The following is a 25679-nucleotide window of genomic DNA, read 5'->3' as shown; positions in this document are numbered from 1 at the left end:
GGCCGTACGTTCGGGGCGAGACTTTTTGGTTCCTTTTGTGTCGTTTGACAAAAGGGACTCGCCGTAAGGGCGAAACCGCCAGCCGCCGTTACCGCAGCAACGGATATACACTCAGCCCCACAACCTGATCGACGAGTCCCGTCAGTGGCACACTGGCAAGAGGCGCTGGACCAGATGCGCCAGGACGCAAGCCTGGAACGACTCAAGCAACTAGCGCACCAGCCGCTCGGCCAACGCCTTGGCCTGGCTCGCCACATCGGTGACGGCGGTACTTTCCCACCACATGCCACGCAACGGCGGGCCCATGGCAAACAGACGGCGGGCAGGCTGCCCCTCGGCGTTCAGGACCGCGCCATCAACCTCTGCCGCGATGCCCAGGGCCAACGGCCCCGGCCGGACCAGGCCTCGGGCGAGCAGTTGCCGGGGCAGCGGCCGCGCGACCCGGCGCCAGTCGTATTCGATACCGCTGGAGTTGATCAGGGCAGCACCGCTGACCACACAGGTCTGCACCTCGCCGCGCCGCCGAAGGCGGATACTCACCCCGCCATTCATCGCCGGCTCAAGGCCCTTGTATGAGGCTGCGTGAATACGCAATCGCCCTTCTCTATATAAGCGCTCCACCAATTCAGCGCTCAAGGGCGGCGAGCGGTGGTGGTGGCTTTCCCACCACGGCCGCACATGCCGCACGAACTGCCGACGCTGCATATCCGTCGCCTGATGCCACAAGCGACCAATGTGTGCCCGTACCGTGTCCAGCGGCGCCTGCCAGTCGATGCCCTGGTCGATGGCGTCCCGGCAGTGTCGACGCAGTTCGCGCATCAACTGGCGGGGTGTGCGGATACTCGGGTCCTCAGCGAGAAAGTCCACCCAGGCCGGTGGCTGGCGACGCACATGGGGCAGCAGGCCATGGCGGGAAAACACTTCGATCGGCCCACGGTGCCCGGCCTGTTCCAAGGACACCACGGCGTCGACCATAGTCAGGCCCGAGCCGATGATCATGACCGTCGATTGCGGATCGAGTTGCTGCATGGCTGCCACATCCCACGGATCGAGGGCCGCTGCGTTCAAGCCGCTGGAGTGGGTTTGTGGCGTGCGCGCGGCGGGAAACATCCCGGTGGCCAGGACCGCAAAAGCGCCCTGCAAGCATCGGCCATCGCTCAAGGTCAACCGTACGGCGTCGGCATCGGTTTGCAAATCGACCGCCTCGGCCTGCACATGCCCGACCGTCGAACCGTTCAGCGCGCCCACCGCCTGCGCTTCTGCCAGGCGTTGCCGGGCATACAGACCGAATACGCCCCGCGGCGGAAAAAGCTCGCTGATCGGCACGTGCTGCTGATCCGATTCCGGCCAGCCGCCCGCCTCGATGTACTCGGTCAACCATTGGGTCAGGTCGTCGGCGTTGTCCGGGTCGACACTCATCCGCGCCGCATTGCCGTTGAGCGTATGGCCCGGTTCCACCGCGCTGTAGGCCTCGCCCCGCCCCAACTCGGCCCGGGGCTCGATCACCAGCACCCGGCGCTGGCCCGGCAAACGCATCAACTGCGCCGCCAGCATCGCGCCACTGAGGCCGCCGCCGACAATCAGGATGTCGGCGTCATTGGTCAAGGTCTGGTCCATCTTACTCTCCCTGTTCAGATCACCACATTACGTACAAACCGCGCCGCCACTGCCCCGTCGTTGCGATAACAGTGTGGCTGGTTGCTGGCGAACATGAAGAATTCGCCCGCCGCGATATGCTGTGGCTGGTCGTCGAGCATAACGGTCAGGCAACCTTCGAAGACATAAATCTGCTCGCTCCAGCCATCGGCGTCCGGCTCCGATGGATACACCTCACCCGGTTGCAGGCACCACTCCCACTGCTCGACTTCACGGCTGGCCTGGGCCTTGGAGAGCAACACCGCTTTACTGCCGGGGATCGTGCCGGTCCAGGCCAGCTCATTGATACGGCTCGGATCGCGGGCGTCGGGGGCCTGGATCAAATCACTGAAGGCAACATCAAGGGCCTCGGCCACCCGATCGAGGGTGGTCAGGCTGACGTTCTTTTCCCCCGCCTCGATCGCCACCAGCATTCGACGGCTGACACCGGACTTTTCGGCCAGCGCGGTCTGGCTCAGGTCGGCGGCATGACGCAAGCGACGGACGTTTTGACTGACGTGCTGGAGGACCGATGCCCGTTGGGTAGAATCTTTGTGCACTATATTGCTCACTGAGTGGGGTTGGGCAGTATACTGCGCAACATTCGACGCATTGTGCGTCCCCCTCCAGTAGCGTGCAAGGTCATGACGTCGGTGAACTCCCCAAAAGCTTCCTCCCGTTTTACAAGGTTCAGCAAGGCCGAATGCGTGCTGGTGCTGATCACGATGGTCTGGGGCGGTACCTTCCTGCTGGTACAGCATGCGATGACCGTCAGCGGCCCGATGTTTTTTGTCGGCCTGCGCTTTGCCGCCGCCGCAAGCATCGTCGCCCTGTTTTCCTGGCGCCACCTGCGCAACCTGACCCTGTTCGAACTCAAGGCAGGGTCGTTCATCGGCGTGGCGATCATGCTCGGCTACGGCTTGCAGACGGTCGGGTTGCAGAGCATTCCCAGCAGCCAATCGGCGTTCATTACCGCGCTGTATGTCCCGTTTGTGCCGTTGCTGCAATGGCTGGTACTGGGACGGCGTCCGGGGTTGATGCCCAGCATCGGCATCATGCTGGCTTTTACCGGGTTGATGCTGTTGTCCGGGCCGTCCGGTGCGTCGTTCAACTTCAGCCCCGGTGAAATCGCCACCTTGATCAGCGCCGTGGCCATTGCGGCCGAGATCATCCTGATCAGCACCTATGCCGGCCAGGTCGATGTGCGTCGGGTGACGGCGGTGCAACTGGCGGTCACTTCGGTGCTGTCGTTCCTGATGGTGGTACCGACCAACGAGGCGATTCCGGACTTTTCCTGGTTGCTGCTGTGCAGCGCATTGGGCCTTGGGGCGGCGAGCGCGGCGATTCAGGTGGCGATGAACTGGGCACAGAAAAGCGTGTCACCGACCCGCGCCACCCTGATCTATGCCGGCGAGCCGGTATGGGCCGGGATTGTCGGGCGCATCGCCGGGGAACGCTTGCCGGCGATTGCCCTGGTCGGCGCCGGTTTGATTGTGGCGGCGGTGATTGTCAGCGAGTTGAAGACCAAGGGTAAGGCAGCAGCGGTCGAGGAAGAACTGGAACAGGAACAGGAAACACAGGGTTAAGCCGCAGCCTCTGCCTTGTTTGTTGAATAGCTTTCGCGAGCAGGTGGGATCGCCGCACCGTCGCTCTCACGGTGGGAATAAATTTCCTCTGCTCGCGATGAGGCCCTCACATTCAACATCGCTGCTGCCTGCCAGTCCGCCATCGCGAGCAAGCTCGCTCCTACAGTGTGTGTTTTTGTCTTGCGCGGGAATTGTGGTCGGCATTGTTCAAATGTGGGAGCAACCTCGCTCCCACAAGTATCCCGGTGTTATTGATCGGACTTGATGCTGGTCCAGACCCGGGTACGCACCCGCTCAAGCTTTTGCGGCAGTGGCTGCACGACGTACAGCGTCTTCAATGCCTCGCTGGTCGGCGTCAGGTTCGGGTTGCCGGTGATGTCCTTGTCGATCAGCGCCAGCGAGTCCTTGTTGGCATTCGGGTAACCGAGGAAGTCGCTGATCGGCGCGATGACTTTCGGGTCCAGCAGGTTATTGAGGAACTCGTGGGCTTCGGCCACGTTCTTCGCGCTTTTCGGGATGGCAAAGGTGTCGAACCAGATCGGCGCGCCTTCTTTCGGCAGGCGCCAGTCGACGACCACGCCGTTGCCCGCCTCTTTGGCGCGATTGCCGAATTGATAGAAGCTGCCGGAGTAACCGATGGCCACGCAGATATCGCCGTTGGCGATGTCGGTCATGTACTTGGCGGAGTTGAAGTAGGTGACGTAAGGGCGAACCTTGAGCATCAGCGCCTTGGCTTTTTCGTAGTCATCCGGGTTCTGGCTGTTCGGGTCCAGCCCCAGGTAATGCAAGGCCAGCGGCAGGATCTCCGACGGCGAATCGAGCATCGCTACGCCACAGGCCTTGAGCTTCTCCATGTTCTCGGGCTTGAACACCAGGTCCCAGCTGTCCACCGGCGCATTCTCGCCCAGTGCCGCCTTGACCTTGGCCGGGTTGAAGCCGATCAGCACGGTGCCGTACATGTAGGGCACGCCGTACTGGTTGCCCGGGTCGTTCCTGTCCAGCAGCTTGAGCAACGCAGGGTCCTGGTGCGACCAGTTCGGCAGTTTGGACTTGTCGAGTTTCTGGAACACCCCCGCCTTGATCTGGGTTTCGATGAACTGGTTCGATGGCACCACCAGGTCGTAGCCCGAGTTACCGGTGAGCAGCTTGGCTTCCAGGGACTCGTTGGTGTCGAAGGTGTCCCAGGTCACCTTGATTCCGGTGTCCTTGGCAAAATCCTTGGGCACGGACGGCAGGATGTAGTCCGCCCAGTTGTACACCCGCAATTCGTGCTGTTCGGCGTGCACCGCGCTGGCCAGTAGCGACAGCCCGCAAACGGTGGCGCCCAGTATGCGTTTCATTGAGTCCATGGATCATTTCCCCAAGTGTGGCGTGAGTTCGATGGTTTTTATGTTCTGTACACGGCAGCAGCCTTGAAAATTGCCAAGGGCAAGGAAGTGAAGCGTCTGGTTGTGATTTGACCTGGGGTTGCCGAACCGGCAACCCGCGTCTGATTCTTGCCGACGACGTGGCCGGTTCACAGCGTGAGGCAGGCCAAAAGGAGACCGAAACGGCCAAAATACGTGTCCGCATTGATCGGTATCGCGGTGGTCCTCAAACCCTCGGTGGGCAGCCTGGCACACCGCCTTCGCGAGCAGGCTCACTCCCACTGGGGTTGTGGTGTGATTACAACAACGACAACGTGTAATTGATGATGAACCGGTTCTGGTCCACGTTGCGCCCGGCATCGGTATTGGACTTGGCGTTACGCAGCGTGAATCCCACCCCTTTGAACGTGCCCGATTGCAGCACGTAGTCCAGGGTCATGTCGCGCTCCCACTCGGACTGGTCGCTGGCGTTTTGCGCCTTGATGTCCGTGCCCTTCAGATACACGATCGAGGCTTTCAGGCCCGGCACGCCCAAGGGCGCGAAGTCGTAGGTGTATTGCCCGAAGTTGGTCTGTTCGCCGGCCCGGGCAAAGTTCTGGATCATCTTGTCGGTGGGCAGGTAGACACTGCCGCCGCCCGCCCCTTTGTCCACCAGGCTGCCCTGGTTGGGCTGGACGAAGTTGCTGCCATCGCCCACACGCTGATGGCCCACCGACACCGCGTGGCCGCCATGGGTGTAGGTGACCATTGCGGCCCAGGTGCTGTTGTCGATTTCACCGTCGTTGTCGTCGGTGTAACCCGATACCCGATAGCCTTGCGCGCGGCCAGAGGCCGAACTGTTGGCACCGCTCGAGGTGGTGCGGAAGTAGCGCAGATCGGTGGTCAGTGAGCTGGCGCTGTCGATTGGCAGGATGTGCGTCAGGCCGAGGAAGTTCTGGTTGTAGAAGTCCTCCAGTTGCGCGAAGTAATACTGGGTTTTCAGATTCCTGGTGAGGTTGTAGTCAACACCGGCGTAGTAGAACTTGTTGCTCTCGCGCGTGCTGCCGGCGACCGACAAGCCTGTGCGGTCCGTCGAGGCACGCCCTACCGCGTGCTCGAGCACACCGCTGGTCAACGTCAGGCCATCGATGTCGTTCGAGGTGACTTGGGCGCCGGTGAACGATTGCGGCAACACGCGTGCATCGTTCGCCAGAAGGATCGGCAACTTTGGCAGCAAGGTGCCGTAGCGAAACTCTGTCCTGCCAAGGCGCATCTTCGCCGTAGGGCCGAAGCTGCTCCAGGCGTCGGCCGCGCCGTCGCCGTCAGAAGGAATCATGCCGCTACCGACGTGGCGCCCCGCTCCGCTGTCCAGTGTGATGCCGAGCAATGCCTGGGCATCGAGCCCGAACCCCACCGTGCCCTGGGTAAACCCGGATTCATAGCGCAACACAAACCCCTGGGCCGCTTCTTCGGTTTTCGAAGGATCGGCTGCGCCGTCGCGATTGTCGCTGTTGAAGTACAGGGTGCGCATCGAGAGGCTGGCCTTGCTGTCTTCGAGAAAACCATGGGCTGCGGTATCGGCAGCCTGTGCGCACAGCGAACTGGTGGCCAACAGGACTGCAGTGGGAATCGCTCGTTTGAACATAGGGGGCTCCTGGGTGTTTCTTATCGTTATTTGAAGGTTTCACCGCCAGTCAGGGTCCGATTGCCGCCCACGCAACAGCGCTCAACACGAGCGCGCAATCAGGCGCGCCCGATGAGTGACATGCGCATCGGAAGTTCGAGGTGAGGGTTGACTGAATGGCTTGTGAAACTCTTAAAACATTTCGAGAAGCGATTATCAAACGCGGTGAAAGTAGTTTTCGTGGAGGGATAAGGCTTGTCGCGCCGGGGTATGGACGGTCACTGTTTTTGCATAGCGATGCGACGGATTTTCATCATACTGACATCATCGGCAGTGTTCGGTAGCTACCTGTATGTCCCGACAAGAGCAATGACTCATGAACGATCAAATTGAGCTGTTCGGCGCCAACACCGGCAACAGTCTGCGGGCAGCAATCGCCCTGGAAGAATCGGGTATCGCCTACACGGCACGCAAGCTCGACCTGTATGCACAGGAGCAGCGTGGGCCGGCGTTCCTGGCGCTTAACCCGGCCGGAAAAGTCCCGACCCTGATCGATCACGGGACTACGCCGATGCTGGTCATCAACCAGTCCAACGCCATCATCCAGTATGCCGATGCCAAGGCGCCTGGACGGCTGGCACCGGCGCAGCCGGGGCCTGAGCGCATCCGGGTGATTGACCGCTATTTCTTTTTCGTGACCGATGTCATCGCCCCCAGCCATGCCGCGTTTTTCCTGCACCAGGCGGGGCAGGACAAGGCGGCGGCGATCATCGATCTGCGGGTGATCGAGCAGTTGACCTGGTCGGAAGGTTTTTTGACGGACGAATTCATGGCCGGAGAGCGGTTCTCCATGGTCGACATTTCGGCGTTCACCATCGCCACCGCGTTCCGTGATCGACTGGACTGGAAGCAACTGCCGCAGCTATCGCGCTGGTTCGACACGGTCGAAGCCAGGCCGGCGGTTCAGCGCGGCCTGAATGTGTTCAACCATTCCTGAACGGTCGCCGAACACAGAAATGCCGCCCTGTCGCCGTCTCTGTAGGAGCGAGCTCGCTCGCGATGGACGTTAACGATTACGCGTGTTTACTGACTGAACGCAGCGATCTTGAGTCCATCGCGAGCAGGCTCGCTCCTACAGGGACGGTGACATATCAGGCAATCTCAAACGAACACGAAACGATTTTGCCTCAGTCGGTGTAGCCGAACTTCACCGAACGGTTTTCCTGGGGCTGGCTTCGCGTAGCGAGGCAGTAATACAACGGACACGTCACCACCAGCCCCACCAGCCACGACAGGTCCGCGCCGTCTACCAGATTGGCGTACGGTCCGACGTACAGTGAAGTATTGGCGAATGGCAGCTGTACGATGATGCCGATGAAGTAGGCAATGATCGCGTGCAGGTTGAAGCGACCGTAGATGCCGCCGTCGGCCCGGAAGATCGAGGCGATGTCATAGCGACGGCCCTTGATCAGGTAAAAGTCGATCAGGTTGATCGAGGCCCACGGCACCAACACCAGCAACAGCGCCAGAATCAGGCCGATGAACTGGGAAATGAAATTCGCCGAGGCACCCAGCGCCACCACGCAGCAACCCGTCAGCACGATGCTCGACAACACCACGCGCACCTTGATGCTGGGCGTCCACTGGCTGGCGAAGGTCTGGATCGACGTGATGATCGACAGCACCGCGCCATACAGATTCAAGGCGTTGTGGCTGATGATGTTGAGCAGGAACAGCACCATCAGGATCGGCCCCAGCCAACCGGTGGACTGCTTCACCGCCGCCATCGCCTCGGTGCCTTCCGGGGTGGCCAGTACCGCCACGGCACCGAACGTGAACGACAGGATCGTGCCCAGCGTCGCCCCCAGGTAGGTGGCGAAGAACGGCCGGGTGATGCCGATATTCGCCGGCAGGTAGCGCGAGTAGTCCGACACGTACGGCGAAAAACTGATTTGCCAGATGATGCCCAGCGAGACCGTGGCCAGCCAGCCCGACAGGTTGAACCCGCCGCGAGTGAAGAAGTCCGCCGGCAGGTCATGGGCGAAGATATAGAGGAAACCGGCCAGCAAGGCACTGCCCATCACCCAGGTGCCGATGCGGTTGAGGGTATGGATGAAGCGATAACCGATCACCCCGATGGCCGTGGCGCTGAGGGCACCGATGAGAATGCTGGCCGGCACCGGAACCGACGGCGCAATGCCGACAATCGATTTGCCGGCCAACACGATGTTGGAAATGAAGAAACCGATGTAGATCAACGCGGCGAAGAACACGATCAGCAGCGCGCCATAGCGGCCGAACTGGCCACGACTCTGCACCATCTGCGGAATGCCCATGCACGGCCCCTGGGCCGACGCGAGCGCAATCACCAGGCCACCGACCATGTGCCCGAGCGCAATCGCCAGCAGGCCCCAGAACAGGTTGAGGTGGAACACCTGGACCACCATGGCGCCGGTGACGATAGGCAGTGGCGCGATGTTGGTGCTGAACCACAGGGTGAAAAGATCGCGGGCCTTCCCGTGGCGCTCTGCGAGTGGAACGTAGTCGACCGTGTGATTCTCGATCAACGGATCTTGCCGGGACATCTGGGACATGTGCATGAACTCGAGTTTGTCTGTTCTTATCTTTGTATGAAGCCAAACCGGGGGGACTCTCTGGTCACCACTCAGATGCCGACCATATTATGGTATTCCAAACTATAAACAAGACTGATCCGGTCTTTGAACAAGCATCTGAGCCGGTATCCTGCCCGATTCACCCCAGCGCTTGATAGCTTAAAGCCCCGTAATCATTGAGTTTCAGACGAAAGACGTACGTTTATCGGTTCACCCAAAAAGACCTTGCAATCGATGTATTACGGTATACCATCAGACCTACAAACACATAAAAACAGCGTCACACAATCCGAGGACCGTCCAATGATCGATGCCGCCATCTACAAACAAGTCATGGGTTCGTTCCCGTCCGGAGTGACCGTGATCACCACCCTGGATGACGACGGGCAAATCGTCGGCCTCACCGCCAGCGCTTTCAGCTCGCTGTCGATGGACCCGGCCCTGGTGCTGTTTTGCCCGAACTACAGTTCCGATTCCTACCCGGTCCTGATCAAGAACAAACGTTTTGCCATCCACGTGCTTTCCGGTGGCCAGCAAAACGAAGCCTATGCCTTCGCACGCAAAGGCAAGGACAAGGCCCAGGGGATCGAGTGGACGCTCAGCGAATTGGGCAACCCGATTCTGGCCAACGCCACGGCGGTCATCGAATGTGAGCTGTGGCGTGAATATGAAGGGGGCGACCACGCCATCATGGTCGGCGCCGTGAAAAACCTGATCGTGCCCCGCCAGAGCAGCGGGCCACTGGTGTATTGCCACGGCAAGATGGGCGCCTTGCCCGTTCTGGCCTGACGCCGACGTCAACGGAAAAAGCGCATACCCTGTGGGAGCGGGCTTGCCCGCGAAGAGGCCGGCACATTCAACATCTCTGTCGCCTGACACTCCGCCATCGTCGGATCGCCGCCCGGACCAAGCCCGCTCCCACAGATCCCGAGCTGCCGGCAGATAAATGTTTTTGCAGACAGCTCGTATTATGGTATACCAATATTCAACGAGCCCGCAGTCGACAGGCCGATAACAAAAGATCCGAGGTAACCGTCATGAAGTTTTCCCTGTTCGTACACATGGAACGTTGGGACGAAAGCGTCAGCCACCGCCAGTTGTTCGAAGACCTGACCGAACTGACCCTGATGGCCGAGGCCGGTGGTTTCAGCACCGTGTGGATTGGCGAACACCACTCCATGGAATACACCATCTCGCCAAGCCCGATGCCGCTGCTGGCTTATCTGGCGGGCAAGACCACCACCATTCACCTGGGCGCCGGCACCATCATCGCGCCGTTCTGGCACCCGCTGCGGGTGGCCGGTGAATGCGCGTTGCTCGACGTGATCAGCAACGGCCGCATGGAAGTCGGTCTGGCCCGTGGTGCCTACCAGATCGAATTCGACCGCATGGCCGGCGGCATGCCAGCCTCCTCCGGCGGCCAGGCGCTACGGGAAATGGTCCCGGTGGTGCGCGCCTTGTGGAACGGCGACTACGCCCATGACGGCGACATCTGGAAATTCCCGACGTCCACCAGCGTGCCCAAGCCGATCCAGCAGCCGAACCCGCCGATGTGGATCGCCGCCCGCGACCCGGACTCGCACAACTTCGCCGTGGCCAACGGCTGCAACGTCATGGTCACGCCGCTGATGAAAGGCGACGAAGAAGTTCTCGACCTGAAAAACAAATTCCAGGCCGCGCTGGACAACAACCCGGACATGCCGCGCCCGCAACTGATGGTGCTGCGTCACACCCACGTGCACACCGCCGACGATCCGCAAGGCTGGCAGGTCGGGGCCCGGGCAATCTCGAAGTTCTACCGCACGTTCGACGCCTGGTTCGGCAACAAGACCACCCCGGTCAACGGCTTCCTCGCGCCGAGCCCGGAAGAGAAATTCGCCGGTCGCCCCGAGTTCGAACTGGAGAGCCTGCACAAGACCGCCATGATCGGCACCCCGGAAGAAATCATTCCGCGCATCAAGTACTACCAGGAACTGGGGGTGGACGAATTCAGCTTCTGGTGCGATAACAGCCTGCCCCACGCGGAGAAGAAAAAATCCCTGGAGCTGTTTATCAAGCATGTGGTGCCAGCGTTCCGCTGAAATGCGCCACCCCTGTAGGAGCGAGCTCGCTCGCGATGGGCGCCAACGATAACGCGGGCCATCTGAATCACCGCGTTGTCCAGAGTTTTTCGCGAGCAAGCTCGCTCCTACAGGTACGCATTTGTCCTGGGAGCAGGCTCGCCCCCACAAGGGTCGATTCCAATGATGACTGGTCGTCTCCCATCACTCGCCCTTCCCTCCGGCGCCGCGCGGGCTTACCTGCGCGGTGAATGGACCGCTTCGCACCTGCATTTCAAGCGTCTGCGCGCCAGCGTTTCGGCCAAGCAGAACGGCTTCTGGCAAATAGTTCACTGAGCCCACCCGAACAGCCAATCACGCACCCCGCGGCCCGCCATTGCATGGCGCGTGCGGTGCCTTGTGTTTCGCCTTTGATCAGGTTTGCCCAATGAACAATAACAACGCGCTGTTGATCATCGACATGCAGCAGGAAGACGGTTTCGTCCTGGAAAACTTCGACAGGGTGGTCGCTCATACCGCCGCCCTGCTCAATACCGCCCGCCGCCAGCGGATGCCGGTCATCTATACCCGCCACATCAATCAGGCCGATGGCAGTGACCTGCCCCACGGTGAACCCCTGGCCGCCGACGGCGGCCCCGGCAGTTACCGCGCCGGTACCCGGCAAGTGGAAATCATCGAGTCGCTGACGCCACAGCCCGGTGAACTGATCATCGACAAAGGCCGTTACAGTGCCTTTCACCGCACCGACCTCGATGCCCGACTCAAGGCAATGCAGGTCGACACGCTGATCGTCTGCGGCGTGCTGACCGACGTCTGCGTGCTGACCAGCGTGTTCGACGCTTTCGCCCTGGGCTATCGCGTGCGCCTGGTCAGCGATGCCTGCACCACGACCACCGAGGCCGGGCATTATTCGGCCCTGCTGATCATGGCCAACTGGGTCTACGCGCTGGAAATCCTCACCACGACCGAATGCCAGCGCGCCCTGGAACACCGCGACTACCTGAGCCTGATCCCCGAGCGTCCGGACCTGTTTGCCCACCAGCCCCATGAGCTGCAAAGCACCATCGCCCGCCTGCAATCCCACCTCGTCCGGAATCAGGAGTGATCGCCATGCAAGTCGAAAAAAGAAGCATCGATTTCATCCCCGAGACCGAACGCCATGGCAAGCCGGGTTCGCTGTTCTATATCTGGTTCGGCGCCAACATGAACATCACCACCATCGCCTCCGGCGTGTTGCCGGTGGTGATGGGGCTCAATCTGTTCTGGAGTGCGCTGGCGATCATCGTCGGCTCGTTGCTGGGGGCGATTTTCATGGCCTCCCATTCTGCGCAAGGACCGAAGCTGGGCATTCCGCAAATGATCCAGAGCCGGGCGCAATTCGGCGTGCTGGGGGCCGTGTTGCCGCTGCTATTCGTGATGCTGATTTACCTGGGTTTCTTCGTCAGCAACACCTTGCTCGCGGCCCAGGCGCTGGAGTCCGTCAGCCCGCTGCCGATGTCCGGCAATATCTACCTGATCGGCGCGTTGTGCTTCGTCGTTGCACTCTATGGCTATCGGTTGATTCACCGCTTGCAGAAGCTGCTGTCAATTCTGTCTCTGGTGGTGTTCGTGGCGGCCACGGTGCTCGCCTTGCAGTTGCCGATCCCGGCCGAACAATGGCTGCCAACCGGCTTCTCGCTGTCGAAGTTCCTGGTGGCGGTGAGCATTGCCGTGACCTGGCAGCTGTCCTATGCACCTTACGTCGCCGACTATTCGCGCTACCTGCCGAGCAACACGCCCACCGCCCAGGTGTTCTGGTACAGCTACGCCGGCACGGTCAGCGGCGGCGCGTGGATGATGATTCTCGGGGCGATCCTGAGCGTCGGCATCGGTGACTTTTCCAGCAACGTCGGCGGGCATGTCGCCGGACTGTTCGGCGCTGGCGCGGTGCTGTTGTTCGCCTTCATCGTCTACGGCCAGGTGTCGATCAACGTGTTCAACCTGTACGGCGCGTTCATGTCGACCATCACCGTGATCGAGCCTTTTGCCCGACTCAAGGTGACGCCAAGGGTACGCGGTGTGTTCATGCTGCTGATCAGCCTGGTGGCCACGGCCCTGTGCACCATCAGTCAGGACGACTTCATCAACTTCTTCCTGAACTTCATCTTCTTCATGAGCTACTTCCTGATCCCGTGGACGGCGATCAATCTGGTGGACTACTACTGCCTGCGCAAAGGCCAGTACCGGATTGACGACATTTTCGACTTGAACGGGATCTATGGGCGCATCAACCGGATCGCCTGCGGCAGTTTCCTGCTGGCGATTGCCCTGGAAATTCCGTTCATGAACACCACGCTGTACGTCGGCCCGGTGGCCACGGCGCTGGACGGGGTGGACCTGGCGTGGATCGTCGGGTTGTTGGTGCCGGCGCTGAGTTATTACTGGCTGATGAGCCGCACCAACCGCGTTTCAGTGCCAGGACCAGCCTGACATAACGAAGAACCTGTAGGAGCTGGCTTGCCAGCGAATGCGCCCTGCCTGACACACCGCATCGTCCGGTTCGCCAGCAAGCCGGCTCCTACAGATCCCGGCGATTTTTTGTACCAAGCACATCAAATCTCAGGCAAAAAAAATCCCAGGCAGCTGATGGACGCCTGGGATTTAAAAATGCATAAACCGTGGTGGTGAACGCGGCGCGGATATTACGGAATATTTCACGCTGTAACAAGATATTTTTATTAACTATCTAGTTACTAATCGCTCCAAGTCCTTAAATATCCACATATTTTCTAAGGCTGACTAGAGGAACCAGCGATATTCCCGCGCGCTGATGTCATGCAGAAATGCCAGATGATCCTGACGTTTGTTCTCGCAATAGACGTCCACAAACTCCGCCCCCAAGCCTTCGCGCAGCGATGCATGACTTTGCATGGACTGCACCGCTTCGAGCATTTCCAACGGAAAGTCGATGCCACTGCTGCGGTCTTCGTTGAGCGGTGCAATCGGCTCGCGCTCCGCTTCCAGACCTTGCTCCAACCCCACCAGAATCGCCGCCAACGCCAGATACGGGTTGGCATCGGCGCCCGCCAGGCGATGTTCAATGCGCAGGTTCTTGACGTCCGACTCCGGTATGCGCAAGCACGCATCGCGATCCTCGAAGCCCCAGCTGGCGCGGGACGCGACGTTCACGGTGCCGCTCAGGCGGCGCATGGCATTGTGGTTCGGGGCAAAAATCGGCATGCAGTGCGGCAACACAGCCAGGCAACCGGCCACCGCATGACGCAGCGCTCGCTGCCCGTTCGCCGCCAGCAGGTTGTTACCGGCCGCGTCATACAGGCTGACATGCACATGCATGCCGCTGCCGGGGTGCTGCAGGTAAGGTTTGGCCATGAAGCTGGCGCGCAGGTTGTGCTTGAGCGCCACGCCCCGGGTGCTGCGGCAGAACAGAGCGGCCCAGTCGGCGGCGCGCAGGCCGTCATCGCAATGGCCGAAGTTGATCTCGAACTGCCCCGGACCGAGCTCGGCCGTGATCACCGTGGCATCGACGCCTTGTTCACGCGCGGTCTCGACCATTTCATCGAGCACCGGGGCAAATCGCGACAGGCGCTCGATGTGCATGTTCGGCTGATCATCGGCATCGCCGGTCAGCTCGTCACGGGGAAATTGCGGCAAGCCGTCCTTCAGGCGGCTGTCGAACAGGTAGAACTCCAGCTCGAACGCCACCACTGGATGAATGCCCTTGCGCTTGAGCCGCTCCAGCACCTGCGCCAGTACCTCGCGGGGCTCGAAGACAATCGGCTTTTGCGTGCCGTCGGAGGTGATCAGCATCTGGCCCAATGGCTGTTTTTCCCAGTTCACCCGTTTCAGGGTGCCGGGCACCAGGCGACGCGGCGCATCCGGATCTCCATCGTTGAAGCAGTAATCACCGATCTTGAACAATCCGCCCTGAGTGCCGAGCAATACGCAGTTCTGCGGCAGCTTGAGCACGCTGCCTGCAGCGACTTTTTCGAGCATTTCGATCGGGTAGCGCTTGCCGTAGAAATGCCCCGGAATATCCAGGGAGATCAGGTCGACGTAGCGCACTTCGGGGTTGCAGTGGCGGAAGTTGCGAACCTCGGCCAGCAGTTCAGAGCACACAGCATCCATCGGTTTGTTCCTTGTTGTTATCAGGTGTAAACCCAAAGCACGCGGGTCGGTTGGTCGGACAGGTTGCCGTAGCGGCAGTGCGCATGGCTGGCCAGTTGAAAGCTGTCACCGGGATGCAGGGTCACCGGCTGGTTGTCGTCGAGCCACAGGGTCAGCTCGCCTTCGAGGACGTAACCGCCCTGCTCCGAGCTGTCCTTCATGTGCCGGTCGCCGCTGCTGGCACCGGGCTCCAGCCGGCTTTCGAGCATCGAGAACGAGGCGCGCATTTTTGGCGAAACGAGGATGTCGGTAATGCCATCGGCGTAGTACAGCGTGCGGCGCTCGTCCGGGCGGGTGACCCAGGACAGGGCCATGGGTTTGGGCAGGCTGTAGAAATAGGTGGTCGGCACACCCAGGGTTTCGCTGATGGCGGTCAGGTCCGCCACCGTCGGGCGCGACAGACCGCGCTCGACCTGGGACAGGAAACCGACGGAGCGACCGATTTTGTCCGCCAGCTCCTTCAGGGTGTACTTCTTGTGTTTGCGCAGGTCCTGGATCAGGATCGCCAGCGCCGAGATTTCTTCTTGCATGTCCATCTTGAGGCTTCCAGAAAATGTCGCTTCAAATGCTGTCGCGCAGTCGATACCAGGCCTTGCCGATGGCTTCCAGCGGCGCGGCCAGGTATTTGCCGCCGGGAAAACTGCCGTTGTTCAGGCCTTGGTACAGGGACAGCTCGTCGGGCTGACCGAGTACCGCGTCGGACACCGCCCGCGCCGCGGCCAGGGTCGGCAGCACGCCATGCCCGGAATAGCCCTGCATCCAGTAAAGGTTACCGCGCCTTCCGATATCCGGTGTGCGCTTGAGGGTCAGGTCGATATGTCCGCCCCAGGCGAACTCCAGCCCGACGCCCGTGAGCTGCGGGAACACGCGTTCCAGGAACGGCCGGGTCGCCGCGGCGATGTCCTTGGGCATCCCGCCCAGGTACGTGCAACCGCCGCCGAACAGCAGGCGGTTATCCGGGGTGCGCCGGAAATAGTCGAGCACGAACTGGTTGTCGGTCACGCACACGTTGCTCGGCAGCAGCGCGGTGGCTTGCTCCGTCGTCAGCGGCGCGGTCGCGACCTGATACGTCCCGACCGGCAACACGCAACTGGCCAGTTGCGGGTCGAGTCGATCGAGGTAAGCGTTGCACGCCAGCACCAGCACATCGGCGCGAATACGACCGTGCTCGGTGGTCACCACAAAGCCGTCGCCCACTTCGCCATAGCTCAGCGCCTTGCTTTGCTCGTGGATGCGGCCACCGGCCCGCTCAATTGCATCCGTGAGGCCCAGGGCCAGTTTCAGCGGGTTCAAATGCCCGCCCTCGGGATCGAACAGACCGGCCTGATAGCGCTCGCTGGCGACCCACTGCGGCAAATCGCTGCGCTCGATAAATTGCAGTTTGTCGTGTCCCCACTTGTGGCTCGCCTCGTGTTGCCACTCGGTCAGTAGTCCCACTCGCCGCGGCATCACCGAGGTCCAGAGATGGCCGGCGCGGTAATCGCAATCGAATTCATGGCGACCGGGCAAATCACGCAGTTCGCGCGCGGCCCAGCGCATACCGTCCCACAAGCGCCGCGCCCGTTCGTATCCCAGCGCCGCTTCCAGCGGTGGCATGTCGCATGACCAGCCGAGAATCGCCTGTCCGCCATTACGCCCGGACGCGGCCCACGCCACCCGGCTGGCTTCGAGCACGGTCACGCGTTTGCCGGCCAGTGCCAGGCGCAGCGCCGTGTGCAAGCCACTGAAACCGGCCCCGATGATCAGCACTTCAGTGTCTTGCTCACCTTCCAGTGCGGCTCGATCGACCAGACGATCGGCGCAGGTATGGGCGTAGTAACTGGCGACATGCCGGGTGGATTGCTGAAACATACGGCCTCGTGAAATTTTGTATTTGTAATTTCATGAAAAAATACACGGTAAATTTCACACAGGCAATCAAGGCGTAAAAAAATCCCGCTCAGGCGAACCCGAGCGGGATTTTTCATTCAGGTGCGATGTTCGAATCAGGCCACAGGAATCATCGGGTCCGCCGAAGCCAATGCCGTGACACGGTCAGCCGCTGGCGGGTAGATCCACTGGGTGTTGATCTGCGTCTTCAGTGCCTTGGCTTCATGCTTGACCAACTTGACCTGACGGTCCCAGCCCTCGGTGTACACCGCGCCCCAGGCGCCCAGATCGAGGCAGGTCACGTATTTCGGCTGGCTGTACGGCGTCGGGTCGACACCAAGAATCTGCGCGGCGACGTTGTTGCCGGCATGGCGGCCCAGGGAAATCGCGTGCTGGCAGGTCATCAAGGCGTAATTGCCGATCTCGTCACTGGCCGCACAGGCCACGTCGCCGGTGGCGAAGATGTCGTCCTGACCCATGACTTTCAGGTGTGCGTCGACATGCAGGCGGCCCAAGTGATCGCGTTCGGCCGGAATCTGCTCGGTCAGGGAGCTGGCGCGAACACCGGTGGTCCAGACCACGGTTTTGGCATCGATACGCGCACCGTCGGACAGGGTCACGCCGTTGGCATCGACCGACACGACCGAGGCCTTCAGATGCCATTTCACACCAGTCGCCACGCTGGCCTCGGCGATCGACTCTGCGATTTGCTCACCCATCGAGCCGCCAACCTTGTCGCCGCGGTCAACGATGATCACATTGATGTCGGCACGGTCACCGAAGATGGCCTGCAGGCGGGTCGGCATTTCAGTCGCCGTTTCGATCCCGGTGAAACCGCCACCGGCCACCACTACTGTGTTGCGCGCGGTGCTTTCGGGCTGATTGGCCAGCGCCTTGAGGTGGTTTTCCAGACGCACGGCCTGTTCGATCTGATCGACGTCGAACGCATGTTCGGCCACGCCCGGAGTGTTCGACGAAGCCAGGCGACTGCCGGTAGCCAGAACGAGTTTGTCGTAGCTGCAGACTTGTCGGGTGCCTGCGGCATCGACATAGCCGACCTGCTTTTGCTCAACGTTGATGGTCTGCGCCGCGCCCTTGATGAACTTGACCCCCACAGCATCGAACAGGTCGCCGATCGGCGCGGCCAGTTGGTGGGCGTTCGGCTCGTAGAAGCGCGGACGTACACGCAGCTCGGCCTGAGGAGCCAGCACGGTCACTTCAACGTCGTTGTGGCCATGAATGTCGAACAGACGCGTGGCACTCAAAGCGGTCCACATGCCGCCGAAACCTGCGCCGATCACCAGAATGTGCTGTTTCATTTTTAACTCCAGAGGATAAACAACTGTTGTCGATCGTGATGGGTCACGCTCATCGGGAGCGGGCATGAGGTCGGTGCCTTTCGAGAATCGCTCACCTGTGCCGCTCGAATAACTACGACTTTATTGATCCAAGTTAAATCCTGCAACCCGTTTTTTTTGATGACCGCCATCGAAAGCGTCGACGCCTCGCCCGAAAAGGCTCAAGAACGCGCATAACGCCGACCTTTCAAGCTGGAAAAGAAAATTCCGGACGCGACGATTCGTTGCCCGGCTTACTTCAGGCTGTTAGAATTGGCGACTAATCAAGTCGGAGATTTGCATGTCTCTTTACAGCGCGGGTGTCGAGTACGGCATCCACTGCCTGCTTTTTCTCGTCGGCAACGGCGGCGACTCGCGCGAGGCGAGCGTGCGTGACCTTGCCGAACTGCAAGGTGTTCCCCTGGACTATCTGGCGAAAATCTTCACCAAACTGGCCAAAGGCAAACTGGTGGTTGCCACCGAAGGCATGCGCGGCGGCTTCAAGCTGGCCCGGCCCGCTGACGAAATCACCCTGCTGGATATCGTCAACGCCATCGACGGGCGCAAGTCGATTTTCGATTGTCGGGAGATCCGTGGCCGTTGCGCCGTGTTTGACGGTGCCCCGCCTGATTGGGCACTGGACGGTCCGTGTGCGGTCCATGGCGCGATGATGGTTGCGCAAAAACGCATGGAAGAGGCCCTCGCCCAACAGACCATCCTGGACATCGCCAGGAAAGTCGGACGCAAAGCCCCAGCGGAGTTCGGTGCAAAGGTGGAAAACTGGATGAACGAGCGTCGGGAACGGAAAAGTGCGGCTCAGGGCAGTGAGCAAATCATCCCGACGACCGACCTTTCAGACTGACCCGCACAAAAAAACCGGATGCACGCCAGGCATCCGGTTTTTTTCACACTCCAGCGCTTACAAGCAGTCGCGAACGATTTTGCGCAGGTCGCCGGATTTGGCCCAGGGTGGCCCCTGATACAGCGAAATCTGGCTGCCATCCTTGTACTTCACAATATCCAGCACTTCGTCGGCCGTGATCACGCTGGGTGCGGTGATCCGATATCCGTTGGATATCGAAACCTGGGTCGTATTCGACACTTCCTTTTGCCAGGCAGGCAAAACACACGCCGCATACTCTTTTGGCGCCTTCGCGCTGTGCTTGCTGACATTCGGCTCGCCCGGAACCAGCGACGCTGGCAACGAACACCCGGCCAGCAATGCCAGCGCGACTCCCCCCATCAACATCCGCATGCTGCTTCCTTAGATTCGAAAAAAGAAAATGTAGCTCGCCATCGTCCGTACATCCATCCCGACGATTCGGCGACTGACATTGATATCACTTCTCCCGGTTAGTTCCCTGCCTGCGCTCATTTCACGTCGCCCTGCCTGCGGGAAAAACCGGCACTTGAACAGGACAGCGTATTCTCCTGTTCGCTTTTACTTTCCCGACCGAAAGAAACCTCGCTGATTCAGACAAACACAACGTCCGGTCGGTTAAACAGGTCTAAAATTCCGTAGTGCAGAATTCAGGAGGTCATCATGTGGCTTAACGAATCGGAACAGGAACTTCGGCGTGATCTGCAAGGGCTTGCGTCAGATTTGCGCTGGTCGGCAGTGGAGCTTTTGCGCATAGAGCAGCAATTGCGCCTGCTCGGGAGCGAAGCCGACGCACAAGCCGTTCAAAGACTGTGTTCTTTATTTCAGGGTGATGAAGAAAAACTGTCCGGCTACGCCGAGGAAGTGAAAGCCAAGGTCATTAGCCGCAACAAGGCTCAATAGCGGGAGCGCTGCCATGAACAGGCCTCTATTCACGCTGGTCGTTGCACTGACCGCGTTGGCAGGCTGCAGCACCAACTCGATCTACCAGGACCAGCCGCTGGTCGCGAAAGTCAACACCGGCATGACTCAGGAACAGGTCCGGCAGATCGGCGGCCAGCCCCTGGCGGTCAGCGATCGTACCATCGAACCCGGTACCTGCTTTGACTACAGGCTGACTCAGGCCGGCCATCAGCAGCCGTACAACGTCAGCTTCGACGGCCGTGGCATGGTCGACCACAAGAGCTTCATGACCTGCGCGGAATGGAGCCACATGCAGCAAAAAGCCCGGGAACCGGCCCGCAGCGGCGGCGGAGGCTACTGACCCTGCCCCATATAGTAAAAGCCCCGGCGGACCGGGGCTTCAAGCCTGCTTTCATTTGGCCTGGTGGCTGCGCGCAGGCCGGGTGGTTCGTGCCCTGTAGCCGGGCAGTGCCGCGGCAAACGCCAGTGCCTCTTCTCGACTGTCGAACGAGCCAAGCCGGTCACCCTGGGTGCATACCCGCCAGGGGCCGTTGTTCACGCTGAGTACGTCGTAACCGTTCATGTGCATTTTGTTCAACATTGGAACGCTCATAGTCACCTCCTCCTGGGCAGTGTTCTCAGGTTGGCTTGCTTACCTTACACCCACCCTTCTGTGAAATACCGACCAGATGTCGCCATGGAAATTCCCGGTTCGGGTTGCACTTGGACCCTAGCCCTCGGCCAACGCCGTCGCTGCCCTGTCGATCAATGCCGCCACTTCGGCGGGCATCGACGCCAATGACGCATGGCTGGCATTCAAGGTCAGAATCTCCCGGGCGTTCAGCCGCTCGGCCATCCATTGCTGATTTTGTGGCGCGATCATTCGGTCTGCGCTGGAAATCTGATACCACGAAGGTTTGCTCTTCCAGGCCACCTTGCTGATGGCGTCACCGAAGGTGCTGGCCAGCGGCGCTTTCTGGGTGACCCCCATGACCAACCCTTCGGTCGCCGGAAGGTCCTGGCAGAAACTTTCGTGATAAAGCTCAGGCTTGACCCACAGGTATCCGTCGCTGTCGGGAGCCAGGTTGGCCGCCGCCGCAGGCAGATGGCGTTGCGTGATACCACCGGGGCTTTCACCGGTGTCCGGCGCAAAGGCGGCGATGTACACCAGCCCGACCACATTCGGCATATCACCCGCTTCGGTGATCACCGCGCCGCCATAGGAATGCCCAACAAGCAGTACCGGCCCCGGCACTTGGGCGACCATCTTGCGCGTACGCTCGGCATCCTCGGCCAGGGACGTCAGCGGCAACTCGACGGCACGAATGTGCGTGTCGCCCCGGCTGAGCAATTTGACGATGACCTTGTTCCAGTGGGCAGCGCCGCCCCAGAATCCATGGACCAGCACGATCGTGGGTTTGACACTCATCATCATGTCTCCGATTGCGGATGGGGTTGTTTGTCGCTCGCCTCAGCCCTGATCGCCGCCGCCCACGGGCATGACCATGCCGGTGATATAGGACGCTTCGTCGCTGGCCAGAAACAGAATAGCCCCCGCCTGCTCATCCAGGGTGCCGTAGCGTTTCATCAAACTGCTGTCGAGGGTCTGGTCGACGATCTGCTGGTACCAGTGTTTTTCCTGCTCACTCTGCTCGGCACCGTTGCGCGGTATGCGTCGCGGCGGTGCTTCGGTGCCGCCAGGTGCAGTGGCGTTGACCCGTACGCCACGACCGGCGGTTTCGAACGCCAGACAAGCGGTCAAGGCATTCACCCCGCCCTTTGCCGCACCGTAGGGCACACGGTTGAGACTGCGGGTGGCGATGGAGGAAACGTTGACGATCGCCCCACTGCCCTGCTCCAGCATGAACGGCAGCGCCGCATGGCAACACCACAAGGTCGGAAACAGTGAACGGCGAACCTCGGCCTCGATCTGCGACGCTTCATAGTGCTCGAACGGCTTGGCCCAGATCGTGCCGCCGACGTTGTTGATCAACACGTCGAGACGACCGAACCGCTCGACGGCGGTTTGCATCACCCGGCAGCATTCCTCGTATTGCTCAAGGTCGGCGGTCAGGGCCAGAATCTGGCTGGCCGGCGCCAGGTTTTGCTGCACTTCGAACACCAGCTCGGAACGATCCACCAGGATCAGCTTCGCCCCTTCCGCGGCCATACGCTCGGCCACCCGCCGCCCGATGCCTTGGGCAGCGCCGGTGATCAGTGCGACTTTTTCGTGAAATCTGTTCATGTGTACCTCATGACGACGGATGCCCATACGCTTGTAGGAGCGAGCTTGCTCGCGAAGTTCTTCTGAGCGCCGCGTCTATTCAGAAAGCGCGCGTTATCGTTAACGACCATCGCGAGCATGCTCGCTCCTACAGGGGATTTTTTGCCGAGGGCGTTATTCGAGTACGCCCTCGCTATCACTTCGCGATTTACGCCGCGCTGGCAGCAAACTTTTCGTAGTAGAAGTTCGCCGGCTTGATGCCTTGCTCGCCAATGTACCGGCTGACCGCCTCGACCATCGGCGGCGGGCCGCACAGGTAGACGTCGACGTCGCCATCGTTCAAATGCTTGGGCTCGATGTGCTGGGTCACGTAGCCCTTGAGCGGATGCTGGCTCTCGGGGCTGGCGACGCAGGCACTGAAGGTGAAGTTGGGGATGCGCGCCGCGAAGGCTTCCAGACGATCGAGCTCCACCAGATCGAAATCGTGGGTCACGCCGTAGATCAGATGCAGCGGGTGATCACTGCCCTGCTCGGCGATCTTCTCCAGCATCGCGGTGAACGGCGCCAGCCCGGTGCCACCGGCCAGCAGCAGCAATGGACGGCGAATATCACGCAGGTAAAAACTGCCCAACGGCCCGGCCAGGCGCATGCTGTCGCCGGCTTTGGCCATGCCGGTGAGGAAACTGCTCATCAAGCCACCCGGCACGTTGCGGATCAGGAAGCTGACCTCGCCACCGCGCTGCAACGAACTGAACGAATACGCACGGGTCTGTTCGCTGCCGGGAATCCCCAGGTTCACATACTGCCCCGGCAGGAACGCCAGTTTGCTCAAGGCTTCGCCCTTGATTGACAGCGCGATGGTGCTGTCGGACAACTGGCGCACGGCGCTGATGGTCGCATCGTAGCTGGCCTGACGGGTACGGCAGACTTCCGAAGACGTCGGCACCCGCACCACGCAATCGCTCTTGGCGCGCATCTGGCAGGTCAGGACAAAACCCTGCTCGGCCTCTGCGGGGCTGAGGGCGTCTTCGATGTATTCCTCGCCCAGATCATAGGTGCCGGCCTCGGCAAAACACTTGCAGGTGCCGCAGGCGCCGTCGCGGCAGTCCAGCGGGATGTTGATGCCCTGGCGGTACGCGGCGTCGGCCACGGTTTCGCCGGCATTGGCGTCGATGAAACGGGTGACGCCGTCTTCAAAATTGAACGCGATGGAATGGGTCATGACGGCCGCCTCACAAGTGGTAAACATCAATGACCTGGCGAACGTAGTCGTTCTTCAGAATCACTTTCTTGGCCAGGATCAGCGGGTTTTCACCGCGCATGTCGAGGGTGTAGAAACTGCTGCCGAAATAGCTGTCGACGGTCTTGTAGCGAAAACTCAGGGTGTGCCAGTTGAAGCGCACCTTGCACAAGCCGTCAGCCTGTTCGAGCAGCTCGATGTTGCTGATGTTGTGAGACGTACGGGTGTCCGGCACGCTGGCGCTGGAGCGCTCGGTCTTGATACGGAAGATGCGATCCTCCAGGCCGGTGCGGTTGCCGTACCAGATCAGCGAGATTTCCCGCTGCGGGTCTTCGGTCAATTCGTCGTTGTCATCCCAGGACGGCATCCAGAACGTTGCGTCGGGGGCGTACATTTCCAGCCATTCGTCCCACTGCCGGTCATCGAGGTAACGCGCTTCGCGGTAGAGAAAGTCGCGCACGGTATCAAAGCAAATGCTCATTGCACGTCCTCCACGGCGATCAACTTCGACTGCTCGGCGGCCAGGGCCTTGAGCATGGTCTGCTGCCAATACTTGTGTTGCAGCACGAACAGGCCTTCGTCTTCGGTGCGTACGCCGCTGAGCAGCGGGTGCAGGTCGATTTCCTTCGCCGCCTCGTCGGCGCCTTCAATCCAGTGCTCGGCACCACGGGACATGTCGTTCCAGGTGGTGACGCTGCCCTGGTAGCTGGTCTGGCAGGAACGGAATTCCTCCAGATCGTCCGGCGTGGCCATGCCGCTGACGTTGAAGAAGTCTTCGTACTGACGAATCCGGCTGGAACGCGCGTGGTCACTTTCACCCTTGGGCGCGATGCAGTAGATGGTGATCTCCGTGCGGTTGACCGAGATCGGCCGGGCGATGCGGATCTGCGAGCTGAACTGGTCCATCAGGTACACGTTGGGGTACAGGCACAGGTTGCGTGAATTCTCGATCATCCAGTCGGCGCGGGCCTTGCCGAAATCCTGGGCCAGCTCATCGCGACGTTCGTACAGCGGACGGTCTTCGGGGTTGGCCCAGCGGGTCCAGAGCAGCATGTGGCCCTTGTCGAAGGAGTAGAAACCGCCGCCCTGCTTGGCCCAGCTGCCGGCGCTCATGGTCGGGTTGGCATCACCGGCCTCGCGCTGCTTGCGCTGGTTCTGGGTAGCCGCGTAGTTCCAGTGCACGGAGCTGACGTGGTAGCCGTCGGCGCCATTTTCCGCTGTGAGCTTCCAGTTGCCTTCGTAGATGTAGCTCGAAGAGCCGCGCAGCACTTCCAGGCCATCGGGGGATTGGTCGACGATCATGTCGATGATCTTCGCCGACTCGCCCAGGTGCTCGACCAGCGGCAGCACATCGGCCTTGAGGCTGCCGAACAGGAAGCCGCGATAGGACTCGAAACGCGCAACCTTGGTCAGGTCGTGGGAGCCTTCGCAGTTGAAGCTCGCCGGGTAGCCCGCCTGGGCTGGATCCTTGACCTTGAGCAGCTTGCCGGAGTTGTTGAAGGTCCAGCCGTGGAACGGGCAGGTGTAGGAGCTTTTGTTGCCGGACTTGTGCCGGCACAGGGTCGCGCCGCGGTGGCTGCAGGCATTGATGAACGCGTTCAGTACACCGTCCTTGTTGCGTGCGATGAAGATCGACTGGCGCCCCATGGTGGTGGTGTAGAAATCGTTGATGTTGGGGATCTGGCTTTCGTGGGCCAGATAGAGCCAGTTGCCTTCGAAGATGTGTTGCATCTCCAGATCGAACAACCGGGGGTCGGTGAACATCTCGCGCTTGCAGCGATAGAGGCCCTGCTCGGGATTGTCTTCAAGCAGGGAATGCAAATATTCGGGTCGCAGGGTCATGGCCACCGCCTCCATTGTTATTGTTCAGGCAGGGCCATGCTAGGACGGGGGATCAGGCTGGAATATCCGCGGGGTGCAGACCTTTATCCATTTTGTGCAAAGCGTTTTTTCGAGCGACATACACCCTGTAGGAGCCCGGCTTGCTGGCGAAGGCGTCCGTGAACATTGCACTGGTCTTTCGGACGCCTTCGCTGGCAAGCCAGCTCCTACAAGGGGGAAATGCGTACGGCTCCTCGATCAAGTCGGTCGCCTTGTTTTTGCTTTTGCTTTTGCTTTTGATCTTCTTGCCCCCTCGAGAGGCCGAGCGCAGGTTCTGCGCAGTGGGCAACCCGGCATGGATGCCGGGTTAGCCGC

26 protein-coding genes are annotated in these 25679 nt (G+C 60.6%); 10 read left to right on the top strand and 16 right to left on the bottom strand.

Annotated features, from left to right (window positions below; all coding sequences use genetic code 11):
• Window positions 1-210 precede the first annotated feature (210 nt).
• Both PMI31_RS23175 and PMI31_RS23170 read right to left on the bottom strand, forming a co-directional pair.
• Window positions 211-1617, bottom strand: coding sequence for an FAD/NAD(P)-binding protein (locus PMI31_RS23175; protein WP_008021304.1), 1407 nt, complete (start codon window positions 1615-1617; stop codon window positions 211-213).
• Between the two features lie 14 nt (window positions 1618-1631).
• Window positions 1632-2195 (bottom strand): helix-turn-helix domain-containing protein, encoded by a 564-nt coding sequence (locus tag PMI31_RS23170; RefSeq protein WP_008021302.1) that lies wholly within the window; start codon window positions 2193-2195, stop codon window positions 1632-1634.
• Between the two features lie 84 nt (window positions 2196-2279).
• On the opposite strand from PMI31_RS23170, the gene PMI31_RS23165 reads away from it, so the two are divergent.
• Window positions 2280-3221 carry a DMT family transporter gene (locus PMI31_RS23165; protein ID WP_008021300.1) on the top strand — a complete coding sequence of 314 codons (942 nt, stop codon included), beginning with the start codon at window positions 2280-2282 and terminating at the stop codon, window positions 3219-3221.
• A gap of 248 nt (window positions 3222-3469) precedes the next feature.
• On the opposite strand, the gene PMI31_RS23160 is transcribed toward PMI31_RS23165, so the two are convergent.
• Both PMI31_RS23160 and PMI31_RS23155 read right to left on the bottom strand, forming a co-directional pair.
• Window positions 3470-4570 (bottom strand): polyamine ABC transporter substrate-binding protein, encoded by a 1101-nt coding sequence (locus PMI31_RS23160; RefSeq protein ID WP_008021297.1) that lies wholly within the window; start codon window positions 4568-4570, stop codon window positions 3470-3472.
• Window positions 4571-4886: 316 nt separating this feature from the next.
• The gene (locus PMI31_RS23155) at window positions 4887-6212 is read right to left on the bottom strand and encodes an OprD family porin (RefSeq protein ID WP_008021296.1); all 1326 of its coding nucleotides are present in this window, start codon (window positions 6210-6212) and stop codon (window positions 4887-4889) included.
• A 355-nt stretch (window positions 6213-6567) separates the two neighbouring features.
• Between PMI31_RS23155 and PMI31_RS23150 the strand changes: the two genes are divergently transcribed.
• The gene (locus PMI31_RS23150) at window positions 6568-7188 is read left to right on the top strand and encodes a glutathione S-transferase family protein (protein WP_008021294.1); all 621 of its coding nucleotides are present in this window, start codon (window positions 6568-6570) and stop codon (window positions 7186-7188) included.
• A gap of 190 nt (window positions 7189-7378) precedes the next feature.
• On the opposite strand, the gene PMI31_RS23145 is transcribed toward PMI31_RS23150, so the two are convergent.
• Entirely contained in the window at window positions 7379-8785 is a 1407-nt protein-coding gene (locus tag PMI31_RS23145) for a purine-cytosine permease family protein (protein ID WP_008021293.1), read from the bottom strand.
• Between the two features lie 324 nt (window positions 8786-9109).
• Between PMI31_RS23145 and PMI31_RS23140 the strand changes: the two genes are divergently transcribed.
• From PMI31_RS23140 to PMI31_RS23125, 5 genes are all read left to right on the top strand, one after another.
• The gene (locus PMI31_RS23140; protein WP_008000480.1) at window positions 9110-9595 is read left to right on the top strand and encodes a flavin reductase family protein; all 486 of its coding nucleotides are present in this window, start codon (window positions 9110-9112) and stop codon (window positions 9593-9595) included.
• 248 nt (window positions 9596-9843) lie between these two features.
• Window positions 9844-10887: an LLM class flavin-dependent oxidoreductase gene (locus tag PMI31_RS23135; RefSeq protein ID WP_008021290.1), complete on the top strand. Its 1044-nt coding sequence runs from the start codon at window positions 9844-9846 to the stop codon at window positions 10885-10887.
• A 165-nt stretch (window positions 10888-11052) separates the two neighbouring features.
• Window positions 11053-11202 (top strand): hypothetical protein, encoded by a 150-nt coding sequence (locus tag PMI31_RS30985; protein WP_162130443.1) that lies wholly within the window; start codon window positions 11053-11055, stop codon window positions 11200-11202.
• Between the two features lie 91 nt (window positions 11203-11293).
• Window positions 11294-11971 carry an isochorismatase family cysteine hydrolase gene (locus PMI31_RS23130; RefSeq protein WP_008021286.1) on the top strand — a complete coding sequence of 226 codons (678 nt, stop codon included), beginning with the start codon at window positions 11294-11296 and terminating at the stop codon, window positions 11969-11971.
• Window positions 11972-11976: 5 nt separating this feature from the next.
• Window positions 11977-13335 carry a purine-cytosine permease family protein gene (locus tag PMI31_RS23125; protein WP_008021283.1) on the top strand — a complete coding sequence of 453 codons (1359 nt, stop codon included), beginning with the start codon at window positions 11977-11979 and terminating at the stop codon, window positions 13333-13335.
• Window positions 13336-13644: 309 nt separating this feature from the next.
• On the opposite strand, the gene PMI31_RS23120 is transcribed toward PMI31_RS23125, so the two are convergent.
• The 4 genes from PMI31_RS23120 to PMI31_RS23105 all read right to left on the bottom strand — a co-directional run bounded on the left by PMI31_RS23120 (window position 13645) and on the right by PMI31_RS23105 (window position 18218).
• On the bottom strand, window positions 13645-14991 hold the full coding sequence (locus PMI31_RS23120) for a glutamine synthetase family protein (protein WP_008021281.1): 1347 nt from the start codon (window positions 14989-14991) through the stop codon (window positions 13645-13647).
• Window positions 14992-15011: 20 nt separating this feature from the next.
• Window positions 15012-15566 (bottom strand): helix-turn-helix domain-containing protein, encoded by a 555-nt coding sequence (locus PMI31_RS23115; protein ID WP_008021279.1) that lies wholly within the window; start codon window positions 15564-15566, stop codon window positions 15012-15014.
• A 25-nt stretch (window positions 15567-15591) separates the two neighbouring features.
• Window positions 15592-16881, bottom strand: a complete 1290-nt coding sequence (locus PMI31_RS23110; protein WP_008021277.1) for an NAD(P)/FAD-dependent oxidoreductase — start codon at window positions 16879-16881, stop codon at window positions 15592-15594.
• 134 nt (window positions 16882-17015) lie between these two features.
• A complete protein-coding gene (locus PMI31_RS23105; protein WP_008021275.1) occupies window positions 17016-18218 on the bottom strand; it encodes an NAD(P)/FAD-dependent oxidoreductase in 1203 nt (400 codons plus the stop codon).
• Window positions 18219-18537: 319 nt separating this feature from the next.
• Between PMI31_RS23105 and PMI31_RS23100 the strand changes: the two genes are divergently transcribed.
• Window positions 18538-19098: an RrF2 family transcriptional regulator gene (locus tag PMI31_RS23100; protein WP_008021273.1), complete on the top strand. Its 561-nt coding sequence runs from the start codon at window positions 18538-18540 to the stop codon at window positions 19096-19098.
• Between the two features lie 57 nt (window positions 19099-19155).
• Here the strand turns inward: PMI31_RS23100 and PMI31_RS23095 are convergent, their stop codons facing one another.
• Window positions 19156-19491, bottom strand: coding sequence for a hypothetical protein (locus PMI31_RS23095; protein WP_008021272.1), 336 nt, complete (start codon window positions 19489-19491; stop codon window positions 19156-19158).
• Between the two features lie 288 nt (window positions 19492-19779).
• Between PMI31_RS23095 and PMI31_RS23090 the strand changes: the two genes are divergently transcribed.
• Both PMI31_RS23090 and osmE read left to right on the top strand, forming a co-directional pair.
• Window positions 19780-20019 carry a hypothetical protein gene (locus PMI31_RS23090; protein ID WP_008021270.1) on the top strand — a complete coding sequence of 80 codons (240 nt, stop codon included), beginning with the start codon at window positions 19780-19782 and terminating at the stop codon, window positions 20017-20019.
• A 13-nt stretch (window positions 20020-20032) separates the two neighbouring features.
• Complete coding sequence (gene osmE / locus PMI31_RS23085) at window positions 20033-20380, top strand: osmotically-inducible lipoprotein OsmE (RefSeq protein ID WP_008021268.1); 348 nt, start codon at window positions 20033-20035, stop codon at window positions 20378-20380.
• Window positions 20381-20431: 51 nt separating this feature from the next.
• Here osmE and PMI31_RS23080 read toward each other — a convergent pair whose 3' ends face one another.
• From PMI31_RS23080 to benA, 6 genes are all read right to left on the bottom strand, one after another.
• A complete protein-coding gene (locus tag PMI31_RS23080; RefSeq protein WP_008021266.1) occupies window positions 20432-20632 on the bottom strand; it encodes a hypothetical protein in 201 nt (66 codons plus the stop codon).
• 117 nt (window positions 20633-20749) lie between these two features.
• The gene (locus tag PMI31_RS23075; protein ID WP_043302596.1) at window positions 20750-21448 is read right to left on the bottom strand and encodes an alpha/beta hydrolase; all 699 of its coding nucleotides are present in this window, start codon (window positions 21446-21448) and stop codon (window positions 20750-20752) included.
• 42 nt (window positions 21449-21490) lie between these two features.
• Complete coding sequence (locus PMI31_RS23070) at window positions 21491-22264, bottom strand: 1,6-dihydroxycyclohexa-2,4-diene-1-carboxylate dehydrogenase (RefSeq protein ID WP_008021263.1); 774 nt, start codon at window positions 22262-22264, stop codon at window positions 21491-21493.
• Between the two features lie 187 nt (window positions 22265-22451).
• On the bottom strand, window positions 22452-23465 hold the full coding sequence (gene benC, locus PMI31_RS23065; RefSeq protein ID WP_008021260.1) for a benzoate 1,2-dioxygenase electron transfer component BenC: 1014 nt from the start codon (window positions 23463-23465) through the stop codon (window positions 22452-22454).
• Window positions 23466-23475: 10 nt separating this feature from the next.
• A complete protein-coding gene (benB, locus tag PMI31_RS23060; RefSeq protein WP_008021258.1) occupies window positions 23476-23964 on the bottom strand; it encodes a benzoate 1,2-dioxygenase small subunit in 489 nt (162 codons plus the stop codon).
• Window positions 23961-25325: a benzoate 1,2-dioxygenase large subunit gene (benA, locus tag PMI31_RS23055; RefSeq protein ID WP_008021256.1), complete on the bottom strand. Its 1365-nt coding sequence runs from the start codon at window positions 25323-25325 to the stop codon at window positions 23961-23963. Before benA ends, benB begins: the two co-directional genes overlap by 4 nt.
• Between the last annotated feature and the right edge of the window lie 354 nt (window positions 25326-25679).

It is taken from the genome of Pseudomonas sp. GM55 (genome assembly GCF_000282395.1).
Classification (GTDB): Bacteria; Pseudomonadota; Gammaproteobacteria; order Pseudomonadales; family Pseudomonadaceae; genus Aquipseudomonas; species Aquipseudomonas fluorescens_CC.
The sequence above is the reverse complement of the archived record's forward strand: the minus strand, read 5'-3'. Positions and strand labels throughout refer to the sequence as shown.

What these genes read in the sequence shown, in the direction of transcription:
- PMI31_RS23110 (WP_008021277.1), bottom strand. Translation starts at nt 16,881, where the DNA reads ATGTTTCAGCAATCCACCCGGCATGTCGCCAGTTACTACGCCCATACC.
- PMI31_RS23100 (WP_008021273.1), top strand. Translation starts at nt 18,538, where the DNA reads ATGTCTCTTTACAGCGCGGGTGTCGAGTACGGCATCCACTGCCTGCTT.
- benA (WP_008021256.1), bottom strand. Translation starts at nt 25,325, where the DNA reads ATGACCCTGCGACCCGAATATTTGCATTCCCTGCTTGAAGACAATCCC.
- PMI31_RS23140 (WP_008000480.1), top strand. Translation starts at nt 9,110, where the DNA reads ATGATCGATGCCGCCATCTACAAACAAGTCATGGGTTCGTTCCCGTCC.
- PMI31_RS23115 (WP_008021279.1), bottom strand. Translation starts at nt 15,566, where the DNA reads ATGGACATGCAAGAAGAAATCTCGGCGCTGGCGATCCTGATCCAGGAC.
- PMI31_RS23165 (WP_008021300.1), top strand. Translation starts at nt 2,280, where the DNA reads ATGACGTCGGTGAACTCCCCAAAAGCTTCCTCCCGTTTTACAAGGTTC.
- PMI31_RS23080 (WP_008021266.1), bottom strand. Translation starts at nt 20,632, where the DNA reads ATGAGCGTTCCAATGTTGAACAAAATGCACATGAACGGTTACGACGTA.
- PMI31_RS23070 (WP_008021263.1), bottom strand. Translation starts at nt 22,264, where the DNA reads ATGAACAGATTTCACGAAAAAGTCGCACTGATCACCGGCGCTGCCCAA.
- PMI31_RS23095 (WP_008021272.1), bottom strand. Translation starts at nt 19,491, where the DNA reads ATGCGGATGTTGATGGGGGGAGTCGCGCTGGCATTGCTGGCCGGGTGT.
- PMI31_RS30985 (WP_162130443.1), top strand. Translation starts at nt 11,053, where the DNA reads ATGACTGGTCGTCTCCCATCACTCGCCCTTCCCTCCGGCGCCGCGCGG.
- PMI31_RS23150 (WP_008021294.1), top strand. Translation starts at nt 6,568, where the DNA reads ATGAACGATCAAATTGAGCTGTTCGGCGCCAACACCGGCAACAGTCTG.
- PMI31_RS23090 (WP_008021270.1), top strand. Translation starts at nt 19,780, where the DNA reads ATGTGGCTTAACGAATCGGAACAGGAACTTCGGCGTGATCTGCAAGGG.
- PMI31_RS23105 (WP_008021275.1), bottom strand. Translation starts at nt 18,218, where the DNA reads ATGAAACAGCACATTCTGGTGATCGGCGCAGGTTTCGGCGGCATGTGG.
- PMI31_RS23130 (WP_008021286.1), top strand. Translation starts at nt 11,294, where the DNA reads ATGAACAATAACAACGCGCTGTTGATCATCGACATGCAGCAGGAAGAC.
- PMI31_RS23155 (WP_008021296.1), bottom strand. Translation starts at nt 6,212, where the DNA reads ATGTTCAAACGAGCGATTCCCACTGCAGTCCTGTTGGCCACCAGTTCG.
- PMI31_RS23075 (WP_043302596.1), bottom strand. Translation starts at nt 21,448, where the DNA reads ATGAGTGTCAAACCCACGATCGTGCTGGTCCATGGATTCTGGGGCGGC.
- benB (WP_008021258.1), bottom strand. Translation starts at nt 23,964, where the DNA reads ATGAGCATTTGCTTTGATACCGTGCGCGACTTTCTCTACCGCGAAGCG.
- PMI31_RS23145 (WP_008021293.1), bottom strand. Translation starts at nt 8,785, where the DNA reads ATGTCCCAGATGTCCCGGCAAGATCCGTTGATCGAGAATCACACGGTC.
- benC (WP_008021260.1), bottom strand. Translation starts at nt 23,465, where the DNA reads ATGACCCATTCCATCGCGTTCAATTTTGAAGACGGCGTCACCCGTTTC.
- PMI31_RS23120 (WP_008021281.1), bottom strand. Translation starts at nt 14,991, where the DNA reads ATGGATGCTGTGTGCTCTGAACTGCTGGCCGAGGTTCGCAACTTCCGC.
- PMI31_RS23125 (WP_008021283.1), top strand. Translation starts at nt 11,977, where the DNA reads ATGCAAGTCGAAAAAAGAAGCATCGATTTCATCCCCGAGACCGAACGC.
- PMI31_RS23135 (WP_008021290.1), top strand. Translation starts at nt 9,844, where the DNA reads ATGAAGTTTTCCCTGTTCGTACACATGGAACGTTGGGACGAAAGCGTC.
- PMI31_RS23160 (WP_008021297.1), bottom strand. Translation starts at nt 4,570, where the DNA reads ATGGACTCAATGAAACGCATACTGGGCGCCACCGTTTGCGGGCTGTCG.
- PMI31_RS23175 (WP_008021304.1), bottom strand. Translation starts at nt 1,617, where the DNA reads ATGGACCAGACCTTGACCAATGACGCCGACATCCTGATTGTCGGCGGC.
- osmE (WP_008021268.1), top strand. Translation starts at nt 20,033, where the DNA reads ATGAACAGGCCTCTATTCACGCTGGTCGTTGCACTGACCGCGTTGGCA.